Here is a 25,077-nt window from a genome sequence, read left to right as displayed (position 1 = left end):
GGGTATCGGTCGCGCCATCGGCGCGCGGGGTGTCGGTCGCGCCATCGGCGCGCGGGGTGTAGTGCTTGGTCATTCCGCGGCCTCCTGCATCGCCTGTTCGGCGCTGCGCCGGATGGTGCGCAGGTTTTCCAACTCGCTCTGGAAATCGACGTAATGCGGCAGCTTCAGATGCTCGACGAAGCCGGTCGCCTCGATGTTGTCGGAGTGATAGAGCACGAATTCCTCATCCTGCGCCGGCGCGGTGATGTCCTCGCCAAGTTCACGCGCCCGCAATCCGCGATCGACCAGTGACATCGCCATTGCGCGTCGCTCGCCATGGCCGAACACCAGCCCGTAGCCACGCGTGAACTGCGCCGGTTCGGTGCGGCTGCCCTTGAACTGGTTGACCATCTGGCATTCGGTGATGCCGATCTCGCCAAGCTCGATCGGGAAGCCGAGTTCGGGCGGGGTGAATTCCACCGCAATGTGCCCGACGCGGATCTCGCCGACGAAGGGATGCGCGTTGCCGTAGCCGCGCTGCGTCGAATATCCCAGCGCGAGCAGGAAGCCTTCGTCACCGCGCGCGAGGTTCTGAAGCCGCACCGGCCGCTCCGCGGGAAAGGCCAAGGGCTGCCGCGTCAGGTCGCCCGGCTCGTCATCGGCGACATGCTCGCGCTGCATCAGCCCCTCGCGGGCCAGCAGCTCGGTCACGCGCGGCACCTCGGCGGCCGGCGCGGATGCTTCTGGCGCCGCTGGACGCTCGCTGCCTTCCGCGGCCAGCGCGAAATCCAGCAGACGATGCGTGTAGTCGAAGGTCGGGCCCAGCACCTGGCCGCCCGGGAGATCCTTGTAGGTCGCGCTGATGCGCCGGCGCAGCCGCATCCGCGATGTCTCCAGCGGCTCGGACGCCCCGAAGCGCTGCAGGGTCGTGCGATAGGCGCGCAGCAGGAAGGCGGCTTCGATCAGGTCCCCCTTGGCCTGCTTGATCGCGAGCGCGGCGAGGAAGCGGTCATGGCAGGACCCTTCCGCCATCACCCGCTCCACCGCGAGACCCATCTGCTGTTCGATCTGCGCGATGGTGAGTTCCGGCACCGACACGTCGCCGCGCCGGGTTTCGTCCAGCCAGGCATGCGCGGCGCTGATCGCGCGTTCCCCGCCCTTGACCGCGACATACATGCGTCAGCCCTCCGCGATCATGACGCTGCGGGGCAGGGCGGCGAGCCGGTCCCCCGCGCACAGCACGACGTCGACGCCGCATGGAAACCCCACGCGGTTCGCCGCCCAGGCGGCGAGGAAACCCGCCGGCGCGCCATCGACGCGCAGGCGGTGTTCGTGTTCGATGCCCGGGCCGGTCAGACGCCAGCCTTCGCCTTCAGCCAGCGCCGCGACCTGCAACACCAGCGTTGCCCCGCCCTGCGGTTCTTCCTCGCTGCCCTGCGCCAGTGCCGAGAAGGCCGGCGCGGCTCCCGTGGCCAGCACGAAGGCCGCCGAAGCCGCCGGCACAAGCGGCATGCCGCAATGGAAGCGCAGCCAGGCCTCGGCATCCGGCCCTGCATCATGGGCGAAGGGCGTATCGGCATCGGCGAGGGTCAGCAGCACCGCCGCCGCCGCCCGGTTCAGCGGTGCGGGCGGGCGCAACGCACCACCGGCGCGCTGGACGCGGCCGGGCCGGCTCATCGCCTCCAGCACGGCGCGGAACGTTGCCTGGCCGTCGAGGACGGGATCGGCGAAGCCGGGGGTCAGGCTGCTCATCGCGTCGTCTGCATGGTCAGGAAATCCACCCGTGTCGCGGCGGCACGGCGCGCCTCGGCATCCCGTGCGGCCTGCTGGCGCGCGGCGAGCGGGCCGATCACGCCGTCCATGAAAACGTCCCGCCGCGCCGGGTCCTGCAACGCGGCATCGACGAGGGCGGCGAGTTCCGCCTGCCGCTTGTCGCGCCCGGCGACATAGGCGTGGCCGACCGCATCGCCGAGCCGAACCGCGCAGCGCGTCACGGTCATCTCACCCAGGTTGAACGGCGCGCCATCGCCGCCGGCACGGCCGCGCACCATGACCAATCCGGTCTCCGGCGGGCGCAGCCTTTCATGCGGCGGCAAGGCGGGCAGCGGGGCGAGGAGGGCGGTAATCGCCTCGGCCTCGGCACGGGCGAGGACCGCCATCCAATGGCGGCGCTCGGGGTCTGGGTGGGGTGCGTTCTGGGTCATCGGATTTGTCTAGACAGTTAGACGTCCATCCGCCAGAAAGTCCACACGGATATCCCACGGACATGATCGGTGATGGTTGAAGTTTCGATGACAGGCGCACCGCTCGCCCGCGGCCAGGGGGTGGCGCTGTGGCGACAGATCGCCGCGACCATGGAGGGCGAGATCGCCCGCGGCTCCAAGGCCGCCGGCGAACGCCTGCCGACCGAAGCCGCGCTGACCACCCGCTTCGGCGTCAACCGCCACACCGTGCGCCGGGCGCTTGAGGACCTGGAGGCGCGCGGCCTGATCCGCGTCGAACAGGGCCGCGGCGCCTTCGTGGCCGAGGATGTGGTGGACTACCGGCTCGGGCCCCGCACGCGCTTTTCCGAACTGCTGCGCCGGCAGAACCGCGAACCCGCCGGGCGCATACTGCGAATCGGGGAGATCCCGGCCGAGACACAACTCGCCGAGGCGCTGGGCATCCGCCGCGGGCGGCTTGTGCTGCGGATCGACCGCCTTGGCCTCGCCGATGGGCGCCCCGTGGTGCTGGGGGCACACCACCTGGCATTGCCGCGCTGCGCCGCGGCCGCCGAGGTACTGGAGACCAACGCCTCGATCACCGCGGCGCTCGAAGTCTGCGGCATTCCCGATTATCGCCGCCAATCCTCCCGCATCACGGCGCGCCTGCCGACGCCCGAGGAAGCGGATCTGTTGCAGCAATCCCGCTCGCGTCCCGTGCTTGTCGCGGAATCCCTCAATGTCGATCCGGCGGGGCAGCCGGTGGACTGGACCATCGCGGTCTATGCCGCGGGGCGCGTGCAATTGGTGGTGGAGCCCTGAACGCATGGATTGGACACTGACCGGCGGCACCGTCCTGCGGGACGGGGCGATGGCCGAGGGCGCGCTTGCGCTCGTCAATGGCGTGGTGGCGAAAACCGCCGCCCTGGGCGCCGCGCGTTTCGATGCGACAGGGCTGCTGGTGCTTCCGGGGCTGGTGGATATCCACGGTGACGCGCATGAACGGCAGTTGCAGCCGCGTCCGGGTGTCGATCTGCCGGTCGGGCTGGCGCTGCGCGATTCCGCCGCGCAACTGATCGCCTGCGGCATCACCACCGCGTATCTGGGCGTGACGCTGTCGTGGGAACCGGGGCTGCGGTCGCTGGCGGCCTGGCGGGCGCTGAAGGCGGCTTTGCCGGCGGCGCGCGCGCAGGCGGCCACCGACCTGCGCGTGCATCTGCGCTTCGAGGCCGACAATTTCGACGCGCTGGAGGATGCGCTGGCGGGCATCGCCGACGGGTCGGTGCATTTGCTTGGCTTCAACGACCACACCATGGCGATCGTGAAGAAGCTGGGCGATCCGGTGCAGACGGCGAAGTACGCCGGGCGGGCTGGCATGAAGGCGGGTGAGTTCCGCACCCTTGCGGAATCCGTCGCGGCGCGGCGCGACGAGATCCCGGCAGCGCGCGACCGGTTGGCCGAGGCCGCCCGCATGGCCGGCATCCCGGTGCTGAGCCACGACGATGCCACGCTGGAGGACCGCGCCTACTACCGCGGCTTTGGCGCACATATCTGCGAGTTCCCGATGGCCGAGGCGGTGGCCGCGGACGCGCGGGCCGCCGGCGAACATGTGGTGATGGGGGCGCCGAATGTGGTGCGCGGCGGCAGCCATCTCGGCTGGGCCTCCGCGGCACCGCTCGCCGAACGCGGCCTGGTGACGGTACTCGCCTCCGACTACGTCTGGCCGGCGATGCTGGAGGCTGCCTTCGCCATGGTGAAGCGCGGCGTGCTGGACTTGCCGCGCGCCTGGGCGCTGGTCTCGGCCAACCCGGCCGCGGCTTGCGGGCTGGACGACCGCGGGCGGCTCGCCCCCGGCCTGCGCGGCGATGTGGTGGTGGTGGATCCGGCGGGGCCGGCGCCGGTGGCGGTCTTCGCATCGGGCAGGCTGGCCTGGATCGCGCCTGGCACGGCGGGCCGCATGGCGGCCTGAGCACGCATTGGCGTCTGGTTTCTTGATCTTCGTCAAGGCGCCGGGCCGGTCGGATACCTACTTGTTCAGGGTGGGCGGGCCTTCCGGCGGTCCGCCAGGCGATGGAGAAAACCGATGAGCGTGACGGGCGGCAATCTCAGCGCGCAGGCGATATGGGATCTGATCGCGGACAAGCGGAAGCGGGCGGAGGATGAACGCCGCGCCCAGGACGCCGCGAAGAAGGAGGAACGCGACCTGATCCGCCAATCCTTCGAAACCCGCGAGGTCCAGCCCGAGGCGATGGAGCGCATCGCCACCGTCGTCCGCCGCGCCGTCGAGAATGGGGAGAAGCAGGCGCTGGTCCTGCAGTTTCCCTCCGAGTGGCTGCCGGATTCGGGGCGGTCGCTGACCACCCACGCCAAGGATTGGCACGAGAAGCTCGAAGGCTTCCCCAAGCGCGCCTATGAATTCTATGCCAGGGAACTCGCCCCGCGGGGCTTCCAGTTGAAGGTCGAGATCGTCGACTGGCCGGGTGGCATGCCGGGCGATTGCGGCTGGTACCTGACCTGGGAGCACCCGGAGTAGGCGCGCGCGGTGACGCCATAGAAGGGGGGAGGCAATGTCCATGACGAGCAAGCACAAGGACAAGGACAAGGACAAGGGCGGCAAGCCCGCCTCGGTGGCGGATACGCCGGATCCGCGCTTTCGCGCCGATGGCCGGCTCGCGCGCAAGGCCTATGAGCAGATGCTCGCGGACCTGCATGTCGAACTCGTGAAGCTGCAGCTATGGGTTCAGAAGACCGGCGCCAAGGTGTGCATCGTCTTCGAAGGTCGTGACGGTGCGGGCAAGGGCGGTACCATCAAGGCGATCACCGAGCGCGTCAGCCCGCGCGTCTTTCGCGTCGTGGCGCTGCCCGCGCCGACTGAACGTGAAAAGTCGCAACTCTATATCCAGCGCTACGTCCAGCACCTGCCCGCGGCTGGCGAGGTCGTGATCTTCGACCGGTCCTGGTACAACCGCGCCGGCGTCGAGAAGGTGATGGGCTTCGCCACCGACAATCAGGTCGAGCGCTTCCTGCAGATGGCGCCGGCGGTCGAGAAGGCTTTCGTCGATTCCGGCATCATCCTGTTGAAATACTGGCTGGAGGTCAGCCCCGAGGAGCAGACCCGCCGGCTTGCCGCGCGGATCGACGATGGGCGGAAGCTGTGGAAGCTGACCGGGATGGATCTGAAGTCCTATAGTCGCTGGTACGACTATTCCCGCGCGCGGGATGCGATGTTCCTCGCGACCGATACCGCCTGGGCACCGTGGTATGTTGCGCAATCCGACGACAAGAAGCGCGCGCGGCTGAACATCATCCGCCACCTGCTTCGTCACATCCCGTATGAGGCGCCCAAGCGCGAGAAGATCGAATTGCCCAAGCGGCAGAAGGCAGCGGGCTATGTGCCGCCGGATTATTCGTTCAAGCCGGTACCCGATACCCTCGCCTCACCGGCTTGAGGGAATGGCCGGCATCCGACGTCGGTTCGGCGCCCCCGGCGGGGGCAGCCGGCGACCCGCGCAATTGCGGACTGGTGAAATGCCGTCGCCGCGCCATGATGCGGTCGTTGTGAAGGTGCAGGCGGCATAGGTGACAGTCGGGCGGAAGCTCCTGGTCGAAGGGTGGCGCGGGATCAATCATTCCTACGCCATGGTGAATCAATGGCAGATCCTCGAATTGCTGCGACGAGGACAGGCGCTGCGTTTCATCGACCTGCCCTTCTTCAGGCCGGAGTGGAACGACCGCAGCAATTCCGGCGGGTTCGATGCGCCGCAGGCCGCGGCGATTGCAGCGCTGCGCGCCCCTGATCCGGCGGAAGCGATCGACGTCACCTTTCGTATTGCCTACCCCTATGACTTCTCAGCAGCCCGCACCGACCGCCTCCATGTCTTTGGAACCTCCGAGGATGGCTCGATCGAGGGCATGGTGCGCGATGGGCTGGGCGTCGCGCAGGCGCGCCGCAACGGCGTGCGTATCGTGACGCCGTCCGCCTGGTCGAAGCACGGCTTCCTGGCATACGGCTTCACCGAGCAGGAGGTCGCGGTCGTTCCGCATGGCGTCGACCCGGCCATCTTCCACCCGGCCAGTCCGGCCGAGCGGGAGCGTCTGCGCGGCATGCTGCGCTTCGAGCCCGATGCCGTCGTGCTGTTGTCGCTCGGCAGCATGTCGCGCAACAAGGGTGTGGATCTGCTGCTGCGCGCCTATGCCATCCTGAAGCCGCGTCACCCGCGGCTGCGCCTGGCGCTGAAGGATTCGTCCGACCTCTATGGCTGGCAGGGCCAGGGCATCTTGCGGGGCCTCATGGCCGGGCCGCATGCGGGGGATTTCACCGAACCGGTGCTGCGTGGGCTTTCCTTCATTTCGCGCAACCTGACGGTGCGGCAGATGCAGGCGCTCTACGTCGCGGCCGATTGCTACGTCTCGCCCTATCGCTGCGAGGGCTTCAACATGCCGCCGCTCGAAGCGGCGGCGTGTGGGACGCCGATCGTGGTCACGCGCGGCGGCGCGACCGACGCATATTTCGATCCGCGCCTGGGCCATGCGATTGAAAGCCGAATCGTCGAGGACGGGCCGCGCCGTACGCTCGAGCCCGATCTGGATTCGCTGATCGACGCGATCGAGAGGGTGATGGCCCGGCCACAGGCGACAGGCGGACCTGATGGCAGCCGCCTGGTCCATGATCGATTCTCGTGGCAGGCGGTGTGCGACACGCTGCAGGGCGTGCTGTTCGACAAGGATTGATGCCCAATCCCGCGGATCGCTATCGGCCCGTGGGGTTTGCCTCGGGCGCCGGCGGCAATGCCTGGGCCGGCGGATTTGCGACGCGCCGCCATGCGCGGGCGATCCGCCGATGCGGCCCGCGCCGTGGCCATGCGTGGCAGCCAATGCGGCGCCAACGCCGCATGCGACAGGGCGTCGGCAGATCAGAAATGTCATGGGTTTTGCCCGATGGCACGGGCGTCCCGCCAAGCCAGGACAACGCCTTGCGCTGGATCAGTGCCACCACATTGGCTGTCGAGAGGAAGGAAGGGTGGCTCCCCGAGTAGGACTCGAACCTACGACCTAGGGATTAACAGTCCCGCGCTCTACCAACTGAGCTATCGGGGAAAGGAGCCGGGCGCCGCGTATAGTCTGGCACGACACCGGTGTAAACCCATCCTGCGCGGTGGAGGTCCGGAGCGGAATCGAACCGCTGTAGAGGGTTTTGCAGACCCTTGCCTGACCACTCGGCCACCGGACCGCGCGGGCGCTTCTATCGGGGCATCGCGCTGCCGGGTCAAGCGCCGGCTTGGCGCGATGGTGCCGGCCGACCTATAACGCCGGCTCGAATTCGAAGGGCGGTCACAGATGGATTTCGCCGAGGCGCGCCGTTTCATGGTCGAAGGCCAGTTGCGCCCGAACCGCGTCGAGGACCCGCGCATTGTCGCGGCGCTGCGCGACCTGCCGCGGGAACGGTTCGTCCCGGCGGCGATGGCTTCGCGCGCCTATGCCGATGCCGACGTGCCGCTGCCTGGTGGGCGGGCGATGCTGAAGCCGCTGGTGCTCGCGCGGCTGGTGCAGTTGTCGGGCCTTCGGCGCGGCGAGCGCGCGCTGGTGCTGGCTGCCGGCACAGGATTCGGCGCAGCGCTGATGGCTGCGATCGGGGCCAGCGTGACCGCGGTCGAATCGGATCCCGTGCTGCTGGCGACCGCACGCGTCGCCATCGCCGCGACTGTGCCGGCGGGTACCGTGACGGTCGTCGAGGGCAACCCGGCCGCAGGTCATGCCGCCGGTGCGCCGTATGACGTCATCATGATCGAGGGTGGCGTGCAGGCGGTGCCCGACGCCGTGCAGGACCAGCTGGTCGAGGGTGGCCGGCTGGTGGCCATCGGGCTCGCCGGCGGGCCGCCGGGCCGCGCCCTGCTGCTGCGGCGCGCCGGTGGGGCGGTCAGCACGACGGTGGACTTCGACGCCCATGCCGCGGCGTTGCCCGGTTTCGCCACGGCGCCCACCTTCGCATTCTGAGCGGCTCGACGCAGCGCGGGCGGTTGGCGGCGCCGGGGCGGGACGTCTCCGCATGAATGTGCGGGCGGTTTCACGCCGGTGTCGGTCACACTTCTTTTGGCAGCCCGGGCTGGCGCCCTCCTGTGGCGGTGCGATATGACTCCTACATTAGACTTTGGGCGCCGAGCGGACCGTGTCCGTGGCCGCGCGCCATCCAGTGGGGGATTGCGGACGTGATGACCAGCCTGCGTCGGACCTTGGTTCTCTCCGCCGCATTGACCGTGCTGCCAGCGGCCGCGTCCTGGGCGCAGACCTTGCAGGAAGCGCTGGCTGCGGCCTATGCGAACAACCCGACGCTGCTGGCCGCCCGCGCCCAGGCGCGCGCGGTGGATGAGAACGTGCCCCAGGCGCTGTCGGGCTGGCGCCCGACCGTCATCATCGGCGCGGCCGGCGGTTATGCCGATACGTCCACGCGCAACCAGTCGACCGTCAGCGTGCAGCGCGACGCGGCGGGCAACGTGGTGAATTTCGACAGCGCGGGCACGCCGTTCTCGCTGTATACGGACCAGCCGCGCAACACGGCGAACGTGACTGCGACGGTGACCCAGCCGCTGTATCGCGGCGGCCGCACCACTGCGGCAACGCGCCGCGCGGAAAACCAGGTCTATGCCCAGCGCGCCCGGCTGCTCGCCACCGAACAGACCGTGCTGCTCGACGGCGTAAGGCAATACGTCGCCGTGGTGCAGAGCCAAGAGGAAGTGCGCCTCAACACCAACAACGTGCAGGTGCTGGTCCGTCAGCTGCAAGCCACCAATGAGCGCTTTCGCGTCGGTGAAATCACCCGCACCGACGTCGCCCAGGCCGAAGCGCGCCTTGCCCAGGCGCGCTTCCAGCTTGATCAGGCGCAGGGCAATTTGCAGGCGTCCCGCGCGCAATTCCAGCGCGTTTTCGGGTTGGATGCCAATCGCCTGACACCGCCGCCGCCGATCCAGTCGCCGGTTCGCAACCTTCAGGATGCGATCCGCGTCGCCATCGCGAACAGCCCGGCCGTGGTGGAGGCGACATTCAGCGAATCCGCCGCGCGGGACAATATCGACCTGCAGTTCGGCGCATTGCTGCCCACGGTCAGTGCCCAGGCCCAGGCCTTCCGCCTCGACAACAACACCGTGCGCGGGTCGCGCCAGACCGGCGCGCAGATCACCGCGAACCTGTCGGTGCCGCTGTACCAGGGCGGCGCCGAACATTCCGCGGTGCGCCAGGCGCGCCAGCAGGCGCAGCAGGCCCGCCAGGTGCTGATGGATGCACGGCGCGTCGCCGAACAGGATGCCACCCGCACCTGGGAGGCGCTCGGCACGGCGCGCGCGCAGGTCGAGAGCTCGCGCGCGGAAATCCGCGCCCAGGAAATCGCGCTCGATGGCGTGCAGCGTGAAGCCGTGGTCGGCAGCCGCACCACGCTCGATGTGCTGAATGCCGAGCAGGAACTGCTCAACGCCCGAGTGCGGCTGGTGACCGCGCTCGCGAACCTGATCCGGAACTCGTACGAACTGACCTCATCCTTGGGCCGGCTCACGGCGGAGGACCTAGGGTTGGCCGTGCAGATCTACGATCCGCGCGCCTACTACAATGCGGTGCGAGATCGCTGGGTGGGCACCGGCGACTTCAACGAACAAGTCCCGCAGGCTGCGGTGGTGCCGCAGGGCGTGATCGCCGTGCAGCCGCTGGTGCCGATCAACCCGAACCCGCCGCCCCAGCCGGCACGCCGGGCGCCATGAGCGGCGCGGGCACGCCGACGCCGGCCGGCGGCACGCCGTCCGGGGGCGCATCCGACCAGTCGATGGAGGATATCCTTGCCTCCATCCGGCGCATCCTGAACGAGGATGAGGTGGCGGCCTCGCTGGCGGAATCGACCGCACCGTCCGGCCTGACGCCGCCTGCGACCGACGCGGGGGCCGAGCCCTTGTTGCTGACCGAGGAGATGATGGTGACCGAGCCTGGCGACCCCGTGCCGCCCGAGCCGGCTGTCGTGGCGCCGCCGGCCGCATCGCCTGCAGCCGCGCCCGCGCCCGCGCCCGTGCCGGAAGTGGCACCGGCTGCCATCGAGGGGTTGCTGGCCCCCGCGGTTGCCGCCGCCGCAGCCGCCTCGGTGAGCCAGTTGTTGCGTGCCGTCAGCACCGAACGCGGGGCGATGGTCCATCGCGCCGGCCCGAGCATCGAGGATGTGGTGCGCGAGGAACTCCGCCCATTGCTGAAGGACTGGCTCGACCAGCACCTGCCGGCGATGGTCGAGCGCCTGGTCCGGGCCGAGATCGAACGCGTGGTGGGCCGCGCGCTGTCCTGACGCGGCCGCAGCCGCGCGTCAGTCCGGCCGGATGTTGTTCTCGCTGACCACCCGGCCCCATGTCTCCATCTGGATGTCGAGGAAACCGCCGAAGGCCTCGGGCGTCGAGCCGACGATCTCGATGCCCAGCGGGCCGGTCAGCCGGGCGCGCACCTCCGGCACCGCCAGCGCCTTTTCCAGCGAGGCGTGGAAGCGACGCAGCACCGGTTCCGGCACGCCGGCGCGCCCGATCGCGCCCCACCAGGCCAGTGCGTCGATCCCGGGAATGCCGGATTCCGACACTGTCGGCAGGTCGAGGAACAGGCTGGACCGTCGTGCGCCGGTCTGGGCCAGCGGGCGCAGGGTCTGGCCGACCTGGCCGCCAAGCCCGGCATTGGTCGCCATCGGCAGGTCGAGTTCCCCCGCCGCGGCCGCCGCGCTCATCGGACCGCCGCCGCGATAGGGGACATGCACGACCTGGAAGCCGCCGGCCTTCTGCATCAGCGACATGGTCAGATGCGCCAGGGATCCATTGCCGATCGACCCATAGGTCAGGGTGTCGGGGCGCGCCTTGGCGGCGCCGACCACATCCTGCAGCGTCCGCCACGGGCGCGAATTGTGGGTGGTGATCAGCATCGGCGAGGTGCCGACCAGCATCACTGTCGTCAGGTCCCGCCTGGTGTCGAAGCCGAGATTGGCGATGAGCGCCGGATTCACCGCATGGGTGTCGAACACCATGGCCCAGGTCAGGCCATCCGCCGGGGCACGGGCCAGCGCCGCGGTGCCGATGGCGCCCGAGGCACCGGGACGGTTTTCGATCACCACCGGAACGCCGAGGTCGGCCGAAAGATGCGGCTGCAGCAGCCGGCAGACCGTGTCGACCGACCCGCCAGGCGGGAAGGGGGCGATCAGGCGGATCGGGCCGCTCGGCCAGGGCGCCTGGGCCAGCGAGGGTCGGGCCAGCGCGGCGGCCGGCAAGGCAAGCAGGAGGCGGCGATTGGCATTCATGGTCGTTCTCCCCGGACAGCTTGCCGATTAGCCCGGCGCCTGCCGCACGTCCAACTTGCGTGCGTTGCCCTTGACGCGGGGCGGCCGGCGATGAAGGGATGCGCCCATGCTCGACAAGTCCTTCGACCCCGCCGCGATCGAACAGCGCCTCTATGAGGGCTGGGAGGGCGCTGGCGCCTTCTCGGCGAACCCTGCTTCGCCCGCCAAGCCCTTCACCATCATGATTCCGCCGCCCAATGTGACGGGCAGCCTCCATATCGGGCATGCGCTCGACAACACCTTGCAGGATGTCCTGATCCGCTGGCGGCGGATGCAGGGGCGCGACGCGCTGTGGCAGCCGGGCACCGACCATGCCGGCATCGCGACGCAGATGGTGGTGGAACGGCTGCTGGCGCAGGAAGGCAATGCGGACCGGCGCAGCCTGGGGCGCGAGAACTTCGTCAAGCGCATCTGGGAATGGAAGGCGGAATCGGGGGGCACCATCACGCGGCAGTTGCGCCGCCTCGGCGCCTCTCTGGATTGGCCGCGCGAACGCTTCACCATGGATGAAGGCCTGTCCGTCGCGGTGCGCGAGGTGTTCGTACGGCTGTACCGGGAAGGGCTGCTGTATCGCGACAAGCGGCTGGTGAACTGGGACCCGAAGTTCCTCACCGCGATCTCCGACCTCGAGGTCGAGAGCAAGGAGGTGAAGGGACATCTGTGGCACCTGCGCTACCCGGTCGAGGGCCAGCCGGGCCGCTTCCTGGTGGTGGCCACCACCCGGCCAGAGACGATGCTCGGTGACACCGCGGTGGCGGTGCATCCTGATGACGACCGTTTCCGCGACCTGGTCGGCAAGCGGGTGATCCTGCCGCTGGTGGGGCGGTCGATCCCCGTGGTGGCGGATGAGTATTCGGATCCGGAAAAGGGCTCGGGCGCGGTGAAGATCACCCCCGCGCATGACTTCAACGATTTCGAACTGGGCAAGCGCCACGACCTGCCGATGCCGTCCGTGCTGGATGCCGAGGGGCGCGTGTTCCTCGACGAGATCACGGCGGCCTTCGTGGCGGTGGATGGTTTCAGCGACCTTGATTTCGTGCGCGGCCTGGCCGGCCAGGACCGCTTCGCGGCGCGCAAGGCGATCGTCGCGCGGTTGGAGGAACTGGAACTCGTCGAGACGATCGAGCCGCACACCCACGCCGTCCCGCATGGCGACCGGTCCGGCGTGCCGATCGAACCGCGCCTGACCATGCAGTGGTATGTCGACGCGAAGACGTTGGCAGCCCCGGCGATCAAGGCGGTCGAGACCGGACAGACCGTGTTCACGCCCAAGCAGTGGGAGAACACCTTCTTCGCCTGGATGCGTGACATCCAGCCCTGGTGCGTCTCCCGCCAGCTCTGGTGGGGCCATCAGATCCCGGCCTGGTATGCGGCGGATGGCGAGGTGTTCGTCGCTCACACGGCGGAGGAAGCCGCATCCCTGGCACGCGCGAAGTTCGGCCGCGAGGTCGAGCTGACGCGCGACGAGGACGTGCTCGACACCTGGTTCAGCTCCGCGCTGTGGCCGTTCAGCACCATCGGCTGGCCGGAGAAGACGCCGGAACTGGCGAAATACTACCCCGGCGACGTGCTGGTGACGGGCTTCGACATCATCTTCTTCTGGGTCGCCCGGATGATGATGATGGGCATCCACTTCATGGGCGAGACCCCCTTCAAGACGGTGTGCATCCACGGCCTGGTGCGCGACGAGAAGGGCCAGAAGATGTCGAAGTCGAAGGGCAATGTCCTCGACCCGCTGGAACTGATCGACGCGCATGGCGCGGATGCGGTGCGCTTCACCCTGTGTGCCCTGGCTGGGCCCGGGCGCGACATCAAACTGGCGAAGCAGCGCATCGAGGGATACCGCGCCTTCGCCACCAAGATCTGGAACGCGTCGCGCTTCTGCGAAATGAACGGCATCGCGCCGCGTGCGGATTTCGATCCGACCACGGCAACACTGCCGTTGTCGCGCTGGATCCTGGACGCGGCGAACACCGCCGTCGCGGAAGCCAATGCGTCGCTCGAAGCCTTCCGCTTCGATGACTATGCCCTGGCCTGCTACCGCTTCACCTGGAACACCTTCTGCGACTGGTTCCTGGAATTCGCCAAGCCGGTGCTGCTCGGCCCCGATGGGGTGGAGAAGGAGGAGGTGAAGGGCGCGGCCCAGCATGTGCTGGGCACCATCCTGCGCATGCTGCATCCGGTGATGCCGTTCCTGACCGAGGAATTGTGGCATCGGATGGGCTACGGCGCGGAAGGCAGCCTGATCCGCACGGCATGGCCCGAAGCGGTGTCGGTTGCCGATGCGGCCGAAGCGCGAGCCGAACTGGATTGGGTGGTGCGGCTCGTCTCCGAAATCCGCACCGTGCGGTCGGAGATGAATGTCGCGCCCTCCATCACCGTGCCGCTGCTGTTGTCGGGTGCGTCGGGTGAATCGCTCGATCGCGCGGCGCGGTGGTCGGACGCGATCAAGCGGCTCGGCCGCGCGACCGAGATCCGCGAACTGGCCGGCGACCCGCCCAAGGGCGCCGTGCAGGCCGTGGTTGGGGAGGCGACGATCATGTTGCCGCTCGGCGACGTCATCGACCTGCCGGCCGAACGCGCGCGGCTGGCCAAGGAACGCGCCCGGATCGAAGGCGATGCCAAGAAGGCCGAGGCCAAGTTGTCCAGCGAGGTGTTCATGTCCCGCGCGCCGGAGGACATCGTGCAGGAGAACCGCGACCGCCTCGCCGCCGCGCAGGTCGAGATGGCGCGCCTCGATGCCGCCATGGCGCGCATCGCCGGCTGACGCGCCATGCCCGGTGCCGGCACCATCGGCCTGCTGCTCGCGATCACGATCTTCTTCGTCGTGACCGTGATCGGGCGTGGGGTGCTGGTGCGGCGGGGGATGTCGGTCGCGGCGGCGCAATCGCTGGCCGGGGCGGTGGGGATCGCCCTCGCGGTGGCGCTGCTTCTCGCGCTGGGGTGACGTTGCCGTGCCGCGGGAGGTGATCTCGCGCCGCGGCGGAACTGGTTTATGCCAGCACGAGAAGGAGCCCTACCATGCCAGCGAAGGCGATCGGACGCATCCATGTCGGCATCGGCGGCTGGACCTTCCCGCCCTGGCGCGGCGACTTCTATCCGAAGGGCCTGCCGCACAAGGCGGAGCTCGCCTATGCGGCGCAGCACCTGTCTGGCATTGAGGTCAACGGCACCTACTATCGCCTGCAGACGCCCGACACCTTTGCAAAATGGCATGACGAGACGCCCGATGGTTTCGTCTTCGCCCTGAAGGGCTCGCGTTTCGTCACCAACCGCCGCGTGTTGGCGGAGGCCGGACCGTCGTTGGAGAAATTCTTCGCCAGCGGCCTGACGGCACTGAAGGCCAAGCTCGGCCCGATCAATTGGCAACTTGCTGCGACCAAGCAGTTCGACGCCGGGGATATCGATACCTTCCTCGGCCTGCTGCCGAAGTCGATGGGCGGGCTGACGCTGCGCCACGCGATCGAGGCGCGGCATGAGAGCTTCCGCCACCCGGACTTCGTCGCCATCGCCCGCAAGCACGGCGTCGCCATCGTGACGGCCGCCGACAGCGAGTACCCGCAATTCACCGATCTGACGGCGCCCTTCGCCTATCTGCGGATCATGGGGACCGCTGACGACCATCCGGACGGGTATGACGCGGCGGCGCTCGATGCCTGGGTGGCACGGGCGCAAGCCTTGGCGGCGGGGCAGGGGCTCAGCGGCCTGACCGCACCGGTCGCAGACCCCGGTCCGCCGACCCCGCGCGACGTCTTCCTGTTCGTCATCAGCGGCGCGAAGGAACGCAACCCTGCCGCCGCCAGGGCGCTGATCTCGCGGCTCTGACCGAGGCTTCCGGGCGGGCATGCAGCGCCCATATGCGATGCATGATCCCGCTATCCATCCTCGACCTCTCCCCGATCCCCGAGGGCAGCGACGCCGGCCAGGCGTTGCGCCACTCCCGCGATCTCGCCCGCCATGCCGATGCGCTGGGCTACCGGCGCTTCTGGATGGCGGAACATCACAACATGCCCGGCATCGCGAGTGCCGCCACGGCGGTGGCACTCGCCCATGTCGCCGATGGCACGCAGCGCATCCGCATCGGCGCCGGCGGCATCATGCTGCCCAACCATGCGCCGCTGGTTATCGCCGAGCAGTTCGGCACCCTCGCCGCGCTGTATCCCGGCCGCGTCGATCTGGGCCTCGGCCGCGCGCCGGGGACGGACCAGGTCGCCGCACGCGCGCTGCGGCGGACCCTGAACGGCGATTCGGATGCCTTCCCGCAGGATGTGGTGGAGCTCCTGGCGTATTTCCGCCCGGCGGAACCTGGCCAGGCGCTGCGTGCGGTGCCTGGCGCTGGGGAGGATGTCGAGGCCTGGATCCTCGGTTCCAGCACCTTCGGCGCGCAGCTCGCGGCCTATCTTGGCCTGCCCTATGCCTTCGCGTCCCATTTCGCGCCGGCGCAGATGATGGATGCCATAGCGGTATACCGGGATCGCTTCCGGCCATCCGAGCGCCTCGCGGCGCCGCATGTGATGATCGGCGTCAATGTCTTCGCGGCGGACACGGATGCCGAGGCGCGCTTCCTGTTCTCCTCCCTGCAGCAGGCCTTCGTGAACCTGCGCAGCGGTCGCCCTGGCAAGCTGCCGGCGCCGGTCGAAGGCCTGGACGCGCAACTCGACCGTTACGCGCGCGCCATGCTCGACAACGCGTTGTCCTGTTCGGTGGTGGGTTCGCCGGCGACGGTGCGGCAGGGCATCGCCGAGATCGCGGCGCGGACCGGTGCCGATGAACTGATGGTCACCGCCCAGATCCACGACCACGCCGCGCGGCTGCGGTCCTTCGAAATCCTCGCGCAGACGCAGGCTATGGCGAGCGTCGCGGCCTGACGGCTTGACGTCCCTTCCGATCATGGCGTCCTGATACGGGCGAAGCCGGCCGCACCGGCGTCCGACACGCGTGAGGGAGCCCGTCCATGCCCGCCAACACCTGGGACAAGTCCCGCCTGCCGAGCCGCCACACCACCATGGGGCCGGAGCGCGCGCCGCACCGGTCCTACTACTACGCGATGGGCCTGACGAAGGAGGAGATCGAGCAGCCGCTGGTCGGCGTCGCCTCCTGCTGGAACGAAGCGGCACCGTGCAACATCGCGTTGTCGCGCCAGGCGCAGGCGGCGAAGAAGGGCGTGAAGGCGGCGGGGGCGACGCCGCGTGAGTTCACCACTATCACGGTGACCGACGGCATCGCCATGGGGCACCAGTCGATGAAGTCGTCCCTGGCATCCCGCGAGGCCATCGCGGATTCGATCGAACTGACCATGCGCGGCCATTGCTACGACGCGCTGGTCGGCATCGCCGGCTGCGACAAGTCGCTGCCGGGCGTGATGATGTCGATGATCCGGCTGAACGTGCCCTCCGTCTTCATGTATGGCGGGTCGATCATGCCGGGGCGCCACCACGGCCATGACGTGACGGTGCTCGACGTTTTCGAGGCGGTCGGCCAGCACGCCGCCGGCAACATGTCCGATGCCGAGTTGGATGAGCTGGAACGGCACGCCTGCCCCGGGGCCGGCGCCTGCGGCGGCCAGTTCACCGCCAACACCATGGCCTGCGTGTCGGAGATGATCGGCCTCGCCCTGCCATTTTCCGCCGGCGCCCCGGCGCCGAACGAGACGCGCGACGACTACGCCGTGGCGTCGGGCAAGGCGGTGGTGGAATTGATCCGCCGCAACCTGCGCCCGCGCGACATCGTCACGCTGGACGCGCTGCACAACGCCGCGGCGATCGTCGGCGCGACAGGCGGTTCCACCAACGCCGCGCTGCACCTGCCAGCCATGGCGCATGAGGCGGGCATCCGCTTCACCCTGCAGGATGTCGCCGAGATCATGCGCAAGACGCCGCATATCGCCGACCTCAAGCCGGGCGGGAAATACGTCGCGGCTGATGTGTTCCGCATCGGCGGCGTGCCGGTGATCATCAGGGCGCTGCTCGACGGCGGCTATGTGAGGGGCGATTGCCTGACCGTCACGGGCAAGACGCTCGCCGAGAACCACCGCGAGGTCATCGTCCCGAAGGACCAGGATGTGGTGTATCCGACGACCAACCCGATCAGCCCGATCGGCGGTGTCGTCGCGCTGCATGGCAACCTCGCCCCCGAGGGGGCGATCGTGAAGATCGCCGGCATGCACAACCTGCGCTTCGAGGGCACCGCGCTGTGCTTCGATTGCGAGGAAGACGCCTTCGCCGCCGTCGAGGCCCGCGCCTACAAGCCCGGCGACGTCATCATCGTCCGCTACGAAGGCCCCAAGGGCGGGCCAGGCATGCGGGAGATGCTGTCCACCACCTCCGCGATCTACGGCCAGGGCATGGGCGACAAGGTGGCGCTGATCACCGATGGGCGGTTCTCCGGTGCGACGCGCGGCTTCTGCATCGGCCATGTCGGGCCGGAAGCCGCGGTGGGCGGCCCCATCGCGCTGCTGCAGAATGGCGACAGGCTGGTGATCGATGCCGAGAAAGGCACCATCGACATGCTGGTCCCCGATGAGGAGATCGCCCGCCGCCGTGCCGCCTGGAAGCCGCGCGCGCATGACTACAACGCCGGCGCGCTGTGGAAATACGCGCAACTCGTCGGGCCGGCCTATCTCGGTGCCGTGACCAATCCCGGCGGGGCTGCCGAGACGCATTGTTACGCCGACCAGTAGCCACGAAGCCGCCACGGCGGCGCCACAGGCAACGCGCCAGGCTTCCCGTGCGTTGAAGGACAGCGACAGACAGCCATCGCTGTTCCGCACGGGAGACCCTGACGATGACGTCCCGCCTGCTGCTGCCTGTGCTAGCCGGCCTCGGCCTGGCCGGCTGCGTTGCGTATCCGGCACCCCCGCCGCCACCGCCGCGCGTGGTCTATGCGGCCCCTGCGCCCCCGCCGCCGGTGTATGTTGAACCCGTGGAGCGTCGCCGGGTTTGGGTGCCGCGGCGCTGCGATGCCTATGGTCGGTGCTGGGGCGGCCATTGGCGCTGGGTTTGAGGCGGCCGACCACCCGGGCCGTCCTGCGCGGAAGGATGCTCTGATGCGTGTGGTGCCGCCGGCCCTGGCCGTTTTGGCGTCTGTCGCCCTTGGCGGCTGCGTGCAGTATCCGAACGGCACCTGGGGGCCACCCTTGGCCCAGGCGCCGCTGCCGCCCATGGCCTACATGCCGCCGCCCCCACCGCCGGTGGTCTATGCGCCGCCCGCCTATGGCTACAATCCGGGCGTGCCGGTCTATGTCGTGCCGCAGCAGCCGGTCTATGCGGCCCCGCCGGTGAGCATCGGGATCGGGCTTGGCTGGGGCTGGGGTTGGGGTGGCTGGGGGCGCGGCTACTATGGGCGCCCGTATTATGGCCGGCGCTGGTAGACCACGTTTCCAGTGACCGTCAGTGACAGCCGCCGCTCAGCGCAGCGTGGCAATCACCGGCGTGTGGTCCGAAGGCTGCATCTCGCTGCGCGGCATCGTATCCACGTCGCAGGCCTCCAGTCGCTCGGCCAACTCCGGGCTCAGCAGCACATGGTCGATGCGTAGGCCGCGATTTGTTTCGAAGGCGGCGCCGTAATCCCAGTAGGTGAACAGCGTCTCGGCCGGATGCAGCGCCCGCAGCGCGTCGGTCATGCCCAGATGCAGCAGCGCGCGGTATTGCGCCCGGCTTTCCGGCCGCACCAGCGCATCGGTTGGTGGCAGCGCGCCGGGCGCGAGGTCCGCATCGGTCGGGCAGACATTGAAATCGCCGAGCACCGCGAAGGGCGTGAAGGTATCGACACGATCGGCCACCACGCTCCGCAGCCGCTCCATCCAGGCGATCTTGTAGGCGAAGCCCGCCTCCCCGCCGGAATTGCCGTTGGGCAGGTAGATGCCGGCGGCGTTCATGCCGGCCGCATGCACCTCGATGTAGCGGGCATGGCCGTCCTCGGCATCGCCGGGCAGGTCCGTCGCCACGACCTCGAAGGGAATATTGGCGATCACGGCGACGCCGTTGCGCCCGCCGGCCTGGCCGACGGCGCGGGTGGTGTAGCCGAGCGCCTCGAATTCGCCGACCGGCACCTGTTCCTCGGTGCAGCGCGTCTCCTGCAGGAACAGGATCTCCGGCCGCATTCGGCCGAGGAAGCGCGCGACATGGCCGGCCCGCTGGCGGATCGAATTGACGTTGAAGGTCGCGAGTTTCATGCCGCCATCGGTCGGGAGGGGAAGGGCGCACCATACCCCCCGCGCCGAAGCCGCGGTCAAGCCGCGCCGCGGCGCCCTATGCAGCGACCGCCATCGCCATGCAGGCGAGGAAGACGCCGATCCTCAGAATGATCGCAGACAGGACGCCGGGTTCGCGAAGCGGGTCGGCCATCGAAGACTCCTCCGGTTGGCTTCGCCGCGTGCTGTGCTTCCTGGGGCAGCATAAAAGTCAGCAATGCTGACCTGCAACAAAATTGCTGCGATGCACCAAATCGTCAACCGACCGAAAAGGATGTCCCGCAGCCGCAGGCCGACACCGCCTGCGGGTTACGGATGGCGAAATGTGCGCCAATCAGCTCCTCCGCCCAGTCGAGTTCCGCCCCGGCCAGCAGGTCGAGGGAGACGGGGTCCACGAAAACCCGGCCCGACCCGTCGCCGACCACCAGATCCTCCTCGGCGGGGGCGTCCTCCAGGCCGAACTTGTACTGGAAACCCGAGCAGCCGCCGGCTTCGACCGCCAGGCGCAGCCCGGCTTCGGGCCGGCCTTCGCGCGTCGCGATGTCGGTGATCTGGGCGTGGGCGCGCTCGGTCACGCGGAAGGCGGGGGCGGTGATGGACCCATCGGGCATGGCGGTCGGACTCCTTGGCACCCAAGATAGGCGTTCGCCGCGCCAGTTCCAACGCGGCCGTGCGGTTGCCGGGCCAGGGGAGGGGGTGCTACGGCCCCCGCCATGGTTTTGGCACCCTATGCCGTCCGGCCCGAGACCTCCCGCGGAAGGCTGCATCCGGAAGCGGGGGGCGATGCGCGCTCGCCCTTCCAGCGGGACCGCGACCGCATCGTGCACGCCACCGCCTTCCGGCGGCTCCAGTACAAGACGCAGGTCTTCGTCTATCACGAGGGTGACCATTTCCGCACGCGGCTGACGCATTCCATCGAGGTGGCGCAGATTGCCCGTTCGATCGCCCGGCTGCTGATGCTGGACGAGGATCTGGCCGAGGCGCTGGCGTTGGCGCATGACCTTGGCCATCCGCCCTTCGGCCATGCCGGCGAGGATGCGCTGAATTCCTCGATGAAGCCCTATGGCGGCTTCGACCACAACGCGCAGTCGCTCAAGGCGGTGACGCTGCTGGAAACCCGCTATGCCGGCTTCGACGGGCTGAACCTGACGTGGGAGACGCTGGAGGGCCTGGCCAAGCACAATGGCCCGCTGCGCCGCCCGGCACCCTACATCGCCGAATACGATGCCCGGCACCCGCTCGGCCTCGACACCCATGCGAGTGCCGAGGCGCAGGTCGCCGCGTTGGCGGACGACATCGCCTACAACAACCATGACCTGGATGATGGGCTGCGTGCGCGGCTGTTCACGCTGGAGGAAGTCGGCGCGCTGCCGCTGATCGGCGATGCACTGGCCGAGGCGCGGGCCGCCACCCCGGACATGCCGGCCGATCGCGTGGCCCCCGAGACGATCCGCCGCGTGATCAACATGATGGTCGGCGACGTGGTGGCCGAGACGCGCCGGCGGATCGCCGCGCTGGCCCCGGCCACGGTGGACGACATTCGCCGATCCAGCGGGCCGGTCGTGGCGTTCTCGCCCCGCATGGCCGAGGCGAACCTCGCGCTGCGCGACTTCCTGTTCACCCGCATGTACCGCCACTGGCGAGTCAACCGCACCATGGCGAAGTCGAAGCGCGTGGTGCAGGTGCTGTTCAGCCTGCTGCATGGCGGGCCGCAGATGCTGCCCCCCGCCTGGCGCAGCCGTGCCGGCGATGCCGGCAGCGCGCGCTGCGCCCTTGTGGTGTGCGACTACATTGCCGGCATGACCGACCGCTATGCGCTGGAGGAACACCGTCGCATGACCGACCCGGACGTGCCGGGATAACGTCGGGCCTCTCTCATTCCATTCCGTCGACGGTTCGGTTAGCCTGCCTGGCAGGCGGGCAGGCGGAGGGAGTGGTTCGATGAGCGGATCAGCCGACGACAGCGCCAAGCGGGCAGCCCCCCAGGGCAACCTGACCAGTGGGCGACCGAAACGCTCGAGGCGCGAGTATCGCGAATTCGACGTCGCGGAAGCCTGGGACAGCTTCGCCGCCGAGGAACAGAGCGGCGACCATGATGACCATTCCGCCCAATGCCGCGCGGTCATTTTCGTCGACAGCGACGAGTTCGACTCCGATCCCGAAGGCTATGAAGGCCAGACCGGCAACGGCCACGGCCATGCGGAGATGGATGCGCTCGACTTCCTGATCGCCAGCATGGGCAATGAGGCGGTGGCAGAGGTGCTGCAGGAAGGCGCGGTGACGCTGGACTTCGTCGGCAAGCCGTGTTGCGTGCAATGCTCGACGATGCTGGGCCTGCTCAACATCGGGCCGCGGACGCCGGCGACCAGGAAGTCCCGCAACACCATGCTCGCCGGCGGGGCGTGGTCGGTATCGCTGCGCCTCAAGACCTTCCTGACGGACAAGTGGAACATGAAGGAGTCCGACATCCAGGACTTCGCCGTGATGGACCAGAACCGCTTCAACAGGACGCTGTAGCGTCCGCCCGTCACCGGTTCTGCCCGGCCGATGCGGGGCCGCATCGGTGGCATTGGTTCCGTGGCGGGGGTCCTGCGGGCCCGGACCGGCGGCAATTCGTCGTCGGGTGGGCCAGGGTGGCTACGCCCCGGCGCCGGCATGGCGTATCAAGCGCCCCGACATCCCTGCCTGAGTATGCAATGACCGAAAACATCTTCGCCCTGCTGACGCAGGAGGTTCGCGGCGTGCTGGCCGCCCTGGTGCCCGAACTGCCGCCCGAGGCGCTGGCCCGCGTGCAGGTCGAACCGCCGCGCGACGCCGCGCATGGTGACATGGCGACCAATGCGGCGCTGGTCGCGGCCAAGCCGGCGCGGATGCCGCCGCCGAAGCTTGCCGCCGCGCTGGCTGAGAAGCTGGTCGCCCTGCCCATGGTCACCGAGGCGACACCCGCCGGGCCGGGCTTCGTGAACCTGCGCCTGAACGAGGATTTCCTGCGTGCTCAGGTGCCGACCGTGCTGCGGGCGGCCGAAGCCTACGGCAACAGCACGCTTGGCGCCGGGGTGCGGGCGAATGTCGAATACGTCTCGGCCAACCCGACTGGGCCGATGCATGTGGGCCATTGCCGCGGCGCCGTGGTGGGCGATGCGCTGGCCAATCTGATGGCCAAGGCCGGCTGGCACGTCACCAAGGAATACTACGTCAACGATGCCGGCAACCAGGTCGCTGCCCTCGCCTGGGCGTCCTACTGGCGCTACCTGCGCGCCATCACCCTCGATGCCGATGAATGGAATGCCGAGAACACCGAGCAGCGCTTCGGCGTGACGCTGCAATACCGCGGCGACTACCTGGTCGCCGTGGGCGATGCGCTGGCTGAACGTTTCGGCGCGGGGCTGATGCCGAAGCGCCTTCAAGGCGGGGTCGTGCCGGAGGAGGAGACGGTGTCCGCCTATGCCCCCGCGCTGGAACGCGGCTGGTTGGTGCGGACGGCGTGGCTCGACACAGCGCGCGAGATCGCGGTCGCGATGATGCTGGCCGAGATCCGCGAGGACCTCGCCTTGCTCGGCGTCGCGCAGGATGTCTTCACATCGGAACGCGCATTGGTCGAGGCCGGCGCGGTGGAAGGCGCGGTGCGCCTGCTCGAGGAAAAGGGCCTGATCTACGAAGGCGTGCTGGAGCCGCCGAAGGGCAAGACGCCCGATGATTGGGAACCGCGCCCGCAGACGCTGTTCCGCGCCACCGATTTCGGCGACGACGTGGACCGCCCGCTGCGCAAATCCGATGGCACCAACACATATTTCGCCAACGATATCGCGTATCACGCGGACAAGGTCCGCCGTGCGCAGCAATTGCTGATCGACGTCTGGGGCGCGGATCATGGCGGCTATGTCTCGCGCATGCAGTCGGCGGTTCGCGCCATCTCGGACAACGAGGTGCCGCTCGAGATCGTGCTGTGCCAGATCGTGCATGTGATGAAGGCCGGCGAGCCCGTGCGCATGTCCAAGCGCGCCGGCACCTACATCACGCTGCGCGACCTGATCGAGGAAGTTGGCCGCGACGCGGTGCGCTTCACCATGCTGACGCGGAAGTCCGACGCGCAGATGGAATTCGACCTCGACAAGGTGGTCGAGCAGTCGCGCGACAATCCGGTCTTCTACGTGCAGTACGCCCATGCGCGGTGCCGCTCGGTGCTGCGCCAGGCGGAGGCCACGGACGCCGCGCTGACGGCCGATCTCGCGGCGGTGCCGCTCGCCGCGCTGGCCGATCCGGCCGAGATGGCACTGATCCGACGCATCGCCGCTTGGCCGCGCACGGTGGAATCGGCCGCAACAGCGCGTGAGCCGCACCGAATCGCCTTTTATCTGGCGGACTTGGCCGGGGACTTTCATGTATTGTGGAACCGTGGTCGCGACGATTCGACGCTGCGGTTCATCCGGGCGGAGGATCCGGCGGCCACGAAGGCCAGGCTGGCCCTCGTCGCCGCGACGGCGACGGTGATCCGCTCGGGCCTCGGCGTCATGGGGGTGACGCCGGTGGAGGAAATGCGCTGACGGCCTGGCCCATGGCCCCGGGCCCGGTCAGGGGGGGTGGGGCGTGACAGATGTACCGGTGCCATCCTATCGCGTGCGGCCATCCGATGATGGCGGGCCGCCTTGGCGCATGCTCGCCTTTGGCGGCGGCCTGGCGGCCGTGCTGGTGGTTGGTGGCGCTGCCTGGTGGGGCTTGAGCCATGTCGGCGGGCAGCGATCGGTGCCGCTGATCGAACCCGATCCGCGGCCCTTCAAGGTTCGCCCGGATGATCCGGGCGGGCTGCGCGTGCCGAACCAGGACGAATTGATCTTCGAGCGCAACCGCGGCAGCAACGCGCAGCCGCCCGGCGCGCGCCTGGCGCCGGAACCCGAATCGCCGAGCATCGAGGCGCTGCGCGCCCAGGTGGCTCAGCCCGCGCCGCGACCGGCCGCAACGACCCCGGCGGCACCCGCCGTCGCGCCGCAGCCACAGGTCGCGGCGCGGGCGGGAGCACCGGCGGCCGCCACATCGGCGGCACCCGCGCCGGCCGTCTCCACTCCGGCCGCCACCGCGCCTGCGGCGACCCCCGTCGCGTCCCGGCCCGGCCCGGCGCCGAATGGCCGGATCCGGGTTCAACTGGGCGCGCTGACCTCCGAGGAGGCAGCCCAGAGCGAGTGGGAACGACTGGCGCGCCGCCACGCAGACCTGCTCGGCGCCTTCCGCCCGCAGGTCGTGAAATTCGAGCGGGACGGGCAGGCGACGCTGTACCGGCTGCGCACCGGCGGCTTCGCCGATGTCGCCGCGGCCCAGTCCTTCTGCGAGCAGGCGCGCGCCAAGCAGATGCCCTGCACCGTGATCCGCTGACG

At 69.1% G+C, this 25,077-nt stretch carries 24 protein-coding genes and 2 tRNA genes; 18 read left to right on the top strand and 8 right to left on the bottom strand.

Going from position 1 to position 25,077, the window contains the following annotated elements; translation table 11 throughout:
• Window positions 1–69 precede the first annotated feature (69 nt).
• Genes AAFN86_RS17875 through phnG form a run of 3 tightly spaced genes read right to left on the bottom strand, consistent with a single transcriptional unit; the run spans window position 70 to window position 2,183 of the window.
• On the bottom strand, window positions 70–1,155 hold the full coding sequence (locus AAFN86_RS17875; protein WP_347544762.1) for a carbon-phosphorus lyase complex subunit PhnI: 1,086 nt from the start codon (window positions 1,153–1,155) through the stop codon (window positions 70–72).
• A gap of 3 nt (window positions 1,156–1,158) precedes the next feature.
• On the bottom strand, window positions 1,159–1,731 hold the full coding sequence (gene phnH, locus AAFN86_RS17870) for a phosphonate C-P lyase system protein PhnH (protein ID WP_347544761.1): 573 nt from the start codon (window positions 1,729–1,731) through the stop codon (window positions 1,159–1,161).
• A complete protein-coding gene (gene phnG / locus AAFN86_RS17865) occupies window positions 1,728–2,183 on the bottom strand; it encodes a phosphonate C-P lyase system protein PhnG (protein ID WP_347544760.1) in 456 nt (151 codons plus the stop codon). The genes phnH and phnG overlap by 4 nt, the downstream gene beginning before the upstream one ends.
• Before the next feature lie 87 nt (window positions 2,184–2,270).
• Between phnG and phnF the strand changes: the two genes are divergently transcribed.
• From phnF to AAFN86_RS17840, 5 genes are all read left to right on the top strand, one after another.
• A complete protein-coding gene (gene phnF / locus AAFN86_RS17860; protein ID WP_347544758.1) occupies window positions 2,271–3,002 on the top strand; it encodes a phosphonate metabolism transcriptional regulator PhnF in 732 nt (243 codons plus the stop codon).
• Window positions 3,003–3,006: 4 nt separating this feature from the next.
• Window positions 3,007–4,149: an alpha-D-ribose 1-methylphosphonate 5-triphosphate diphosphatase gene (locus tag AAFN86_RS17855; RefSeq protein WP_347544756.1), complete on the top strand. Its 1,143-nt coding sequence runs from the start codon at window positions 3,007–3,009 to the stop codon at window positions 4,147–4,149.
• Between the two features lie 114 nt (window positions 4,150–4,263).
• Window positions 4,264–4,713, top strand: coding sequence for a hypothetical protein (locus tag AAFN86_RS17850; protein ID WP_347544755.1), 450 nt, complete (start codon window positions 4,264–4,266; stop codon window positions 4,711–4,713).
• Window positions 4,714–4,753: 40 nt separating this feature from the next.
• On the top strand, window positions 4,754–5,629 hold the full coding sequence (gene ppk2, locus AAFN86_RS17845; RefSeq protein ID WP_347544754.1) for a polyphosphate kinase 2: 876 nt from the start codon (window positions 4,754–4,756) through the stop codon (window positions 5,627–5,629).
• Window positions 5,630–5,759: 130 nt separating this feature from the next.
• Complete coding sequence (locus AAFN86_RS17840; RefSeq protein WP_347544752.1) at window positions 5,760–6,911, top strand: glycosyltransferase family 4 protein; 1,152 nt, start codon at window positions 5,760–5,762, stop codon at window positions 6,909–6,911.
• Between the two features lie 290 nt (window positions 6,912–7,201).
• Here AAFN86_RS17840 and AAFN86_RS17835 read toward each other — a convergent pair.
• Window positions 7,202–7,277, bottom strand: a tRNA-Asn gene (locus AAFN86_RS17835).
• 59 nt (window positions 7,278–7,336) lie between these two features.
• Window positions 7,337–7,410: transfer RNA gene (locus AAFN86_RS17830), tRNA-Cys, on the bottom strand.
• A 107-nt stretch (window positions 7,411–7,517) separates the two neighbouring features.
• Here AAFN86_RS17830 and AAFN86_RS17825 point away from each other — a divergent pair.
• The 3 genes from AAFN86_RS17825 to AAFN86_RS17815 all read left to right on the top strand — a co-directional run bounded on the left by AAFN86_RS17825 (window position 7,518) and on the right by AAFN86_RS17815 (window position 10,491).
• On the top strand, window positions 7,518–8,174 hold the full coding sequence (locus AAFN86_RS17825; RefSeq protein ID WP_347544751.1) for a protein-L-isoaspartate O-methyltransferase: 657 nt from the start codon (window positions 7,518–7,520) through the stop codon (window positions 8,172–8,174).
• 215 nt (window positions 8,175–8,389) lie between these two features.
• Complete coding sequence (locus AAFN86_RS17820; protein WP_347544750.1) at window positions 8,390–9,925, top strand: TolC family outer membrane protein; 1,536 nt, start codon at window positions 8,390–8,392, stop codon at window positions 9,923–9,925.
• On the top strand, window positions 9,922–10,491 hold the full coding sequence (locus AAFN86_RS17815; RefSeq protein WP_347544749.1) for a DUF2497 domain-containing protein: 570 nt from the start codon (window positions 9,922–9,924) through the stop codon (window positions 10,489–10,491). Before AAFN86_RS17820 ends, AAFN86_RS17815 begins: the two co-directional genes overlap by 4 nt.
• An 18-nt stretch (window positions 10,492–10,509) precedes the next feature.
• Here the strand turns inward: AAFN86_RS17815 and AAFN86_RS17810 are convergent, their stop codons facing one another.
• On the bottom strand, window positions 10,510–11,478 hold the full coding sequence (locus AAFN86_RS17810) for a tripartite tricarboxylate transporter substrate-binding protein (protein WP_347544748.1): 969 nt from the start codon (window positions 11,476–11,478) through the stop codon (window positions 10,510–10,512).
• A 106-nt stretch (window positions 11,479–11,584) separates the two neighbouring features.
• On the opposite strand from AAFN86_RS17810, the gene AAFN86_RS17805 reads away from it, so the two are divergent.
• From AAFN86_RS17805 to AAFN86_RS17780, 6 genes are all read left to right on the top strand, one after another.
• On the top strand, window positions 11,585–14,284 hold the full coding sequence (locus tag AAFN86_RS17805; RefSeq protein WP_347544747.1) for a valine--tRNA ligase: 2,700 nt from the start codon (window positions 11,585–11,587) through the stop codon (window positions 14,282–14,284).
• Between the two features lie 6 nt (window positions 14,285–14,290).
• Entirely contained in the window at window positions 14,291–14,464 is a 174-nt protein-coding gene (locus AAFN86_RS17800) for a hypothetical protein (protein WP_347544745.1), read from the top strand.
• Between the two features lie 74 nt (window positions 14,465–14,538).
• Window positions 14,539–15,342: a DUF72 domain-containing protein gene (locus tag AAFN86_RS17795; protein WP_347544744.1), complete on the top strand. Its 804-nt coding sequence runs from the start codon at window positions 14,539–14,541 to the stop codon at window positions 15,340–15,342.
• Window positions 15,343–15,383: 41 nt separating this feature from the next.
• Window positions 15,384–16,385: an LLM class flavin-dependent oxidoreductase gene (locus AAFN86_RS17790; protein ID WP_347544743.1), complete on the top strand. Its 1,002-nt coding sequence runs from the start codon at window positions 15,384–15,386 to the stop codon at window positions 16,383–16,385.
• An 86-nt stretch (window positions 16,386–16,471) separates the two neighbouring features.
• Window positions 16,472–18,196, top strand: coding sequence for a dihydroxy-acid dehydratase (ilvD, locus tag AAFN86_RS17785; protein ID WP_347544742.1), 1,725 nt, complete (start codon window positions 16,472–16,474; stop codon window positions 18,194–18,196).
• Between the two features lie 366 nt (window positions 18,197–18,562).
• Window positions 18,563–18,886: a hypothetical protein gene (locus AAFN86_RS17780; protein ID WP_347544740.1), complete on the top strand. Its 324-nt coding sequence runs from the start codon at window positions 18,563–18,565 to the stop codon at window positions 18,884–18,886.
• 36 nt (window positions 18,887–18,922) lie between these two features.
• Here AAFN86_RS17780 and xth read toward each other — a convergent pair whose 3' ends face one another.
• Window positions 18,923–19,690, bottom strand: coding sequence for an exodeoxyribonuclease III (gene xth / locus AAFN86_RS17775; RefSeq protein WP_347544739.1), 768 nt, complete (start codon window positions 19,688–19,690; stop codon window positions 18,923–18,925).
• Window positions 19,691–19,965: 275 nt separating this feature from the next.
• The gene (locus AAFN86_RS17770) at window positions 19,966–20,319 is read right to left on the bottom strand and encodes an iron-sulfur cluster assembly accessory protein (RefSeq protein ID WP_347544737.1); all 354 of its coding nucleotides are present in this window, start codon (window positions 20,317–20,319) and stop codon (window positions 19,966–19,968) included.
• Window positions 20,320–20,421: 102 nt separating this feature from the next.
• On the opposite strand from AAFN86_RS17770, the gene AAFN86_RS17765 reads away from it, so the two are divergent.
• The 4 genes from AAFN86_RS17765 to AAFN86_RS17750 all read left to right on the top strand — a co-directional run bounded on the left by AAFN86_RS17765 (window position 20,422) and on the right by AAFN86_RS17750 (window position 25,075).
• On the top strand, window positions 20,422–21,570 hold the full coding sequence (locus tag AAFN86_RS17765; RefSeq protein ID WP_347544736.1) for a deoxyguanosinetriphosphate triphosphohydrolase: 1,149 nt from the start codon (window positions 20,422–20,424) through the stop codon (window positions 21,568–21,570).
• A 79-nt stretch (window positions 21,571–21,649) separates the two neighbouring features.
• Window positions 21,650–22,225, top strand: coding sequence for a hypothetical protein (locus AAFN86_RS17760; RefSeq protein WP_347544735.1), 576 nt, complete (start codon window positions 21,650–21,652; stop codon window positions 22,223–22,225).
• A gap of 179 nt (window positions 22,226–22,404) precedes the next feature.
• The gene (gene argS / locus AAFN86_RS17755) at window positions 22,405–24,252 is read left to right on the top strand and encodes an arginine--tRNA ligase (RefSeq protein ID WP_347544734.1); all 1,848 of its coding nucleotides are present in this window, start codon (window positions 22,405–22,407) and stop codon (window positions 24,250–24,252) included.
• 43 nt (window positions 24,253–24,295) lie between these two features.
• Complete coding sequence (locus AAFN86_RS17750; RefSeq protein WP_347544733.1) at window positions 24,296–25,075, top strand: SPOR domain-containing protein; 780 nt, start codon at window positions 24,296–24,298, stop codon at window positions 25,073–25,075.
• Window positions 25,076–25,077 lie beyond the last annotated feature (2 nt).

It is taken from the genome of Roseomonas sp. CAU 1739, assembly GCF_039839775.1.
Lineage (GTDB): Bacteria > Pseudomonadota > Alphaproteobacteria > Acetobacterales > Acetobacteraceae > Neoroseomonas.
The sequence above is the reverse complement of the archived record's forward strand: the minus strand, read 5'-3'. Positions and strand labels throughout refer to the sequence as shown.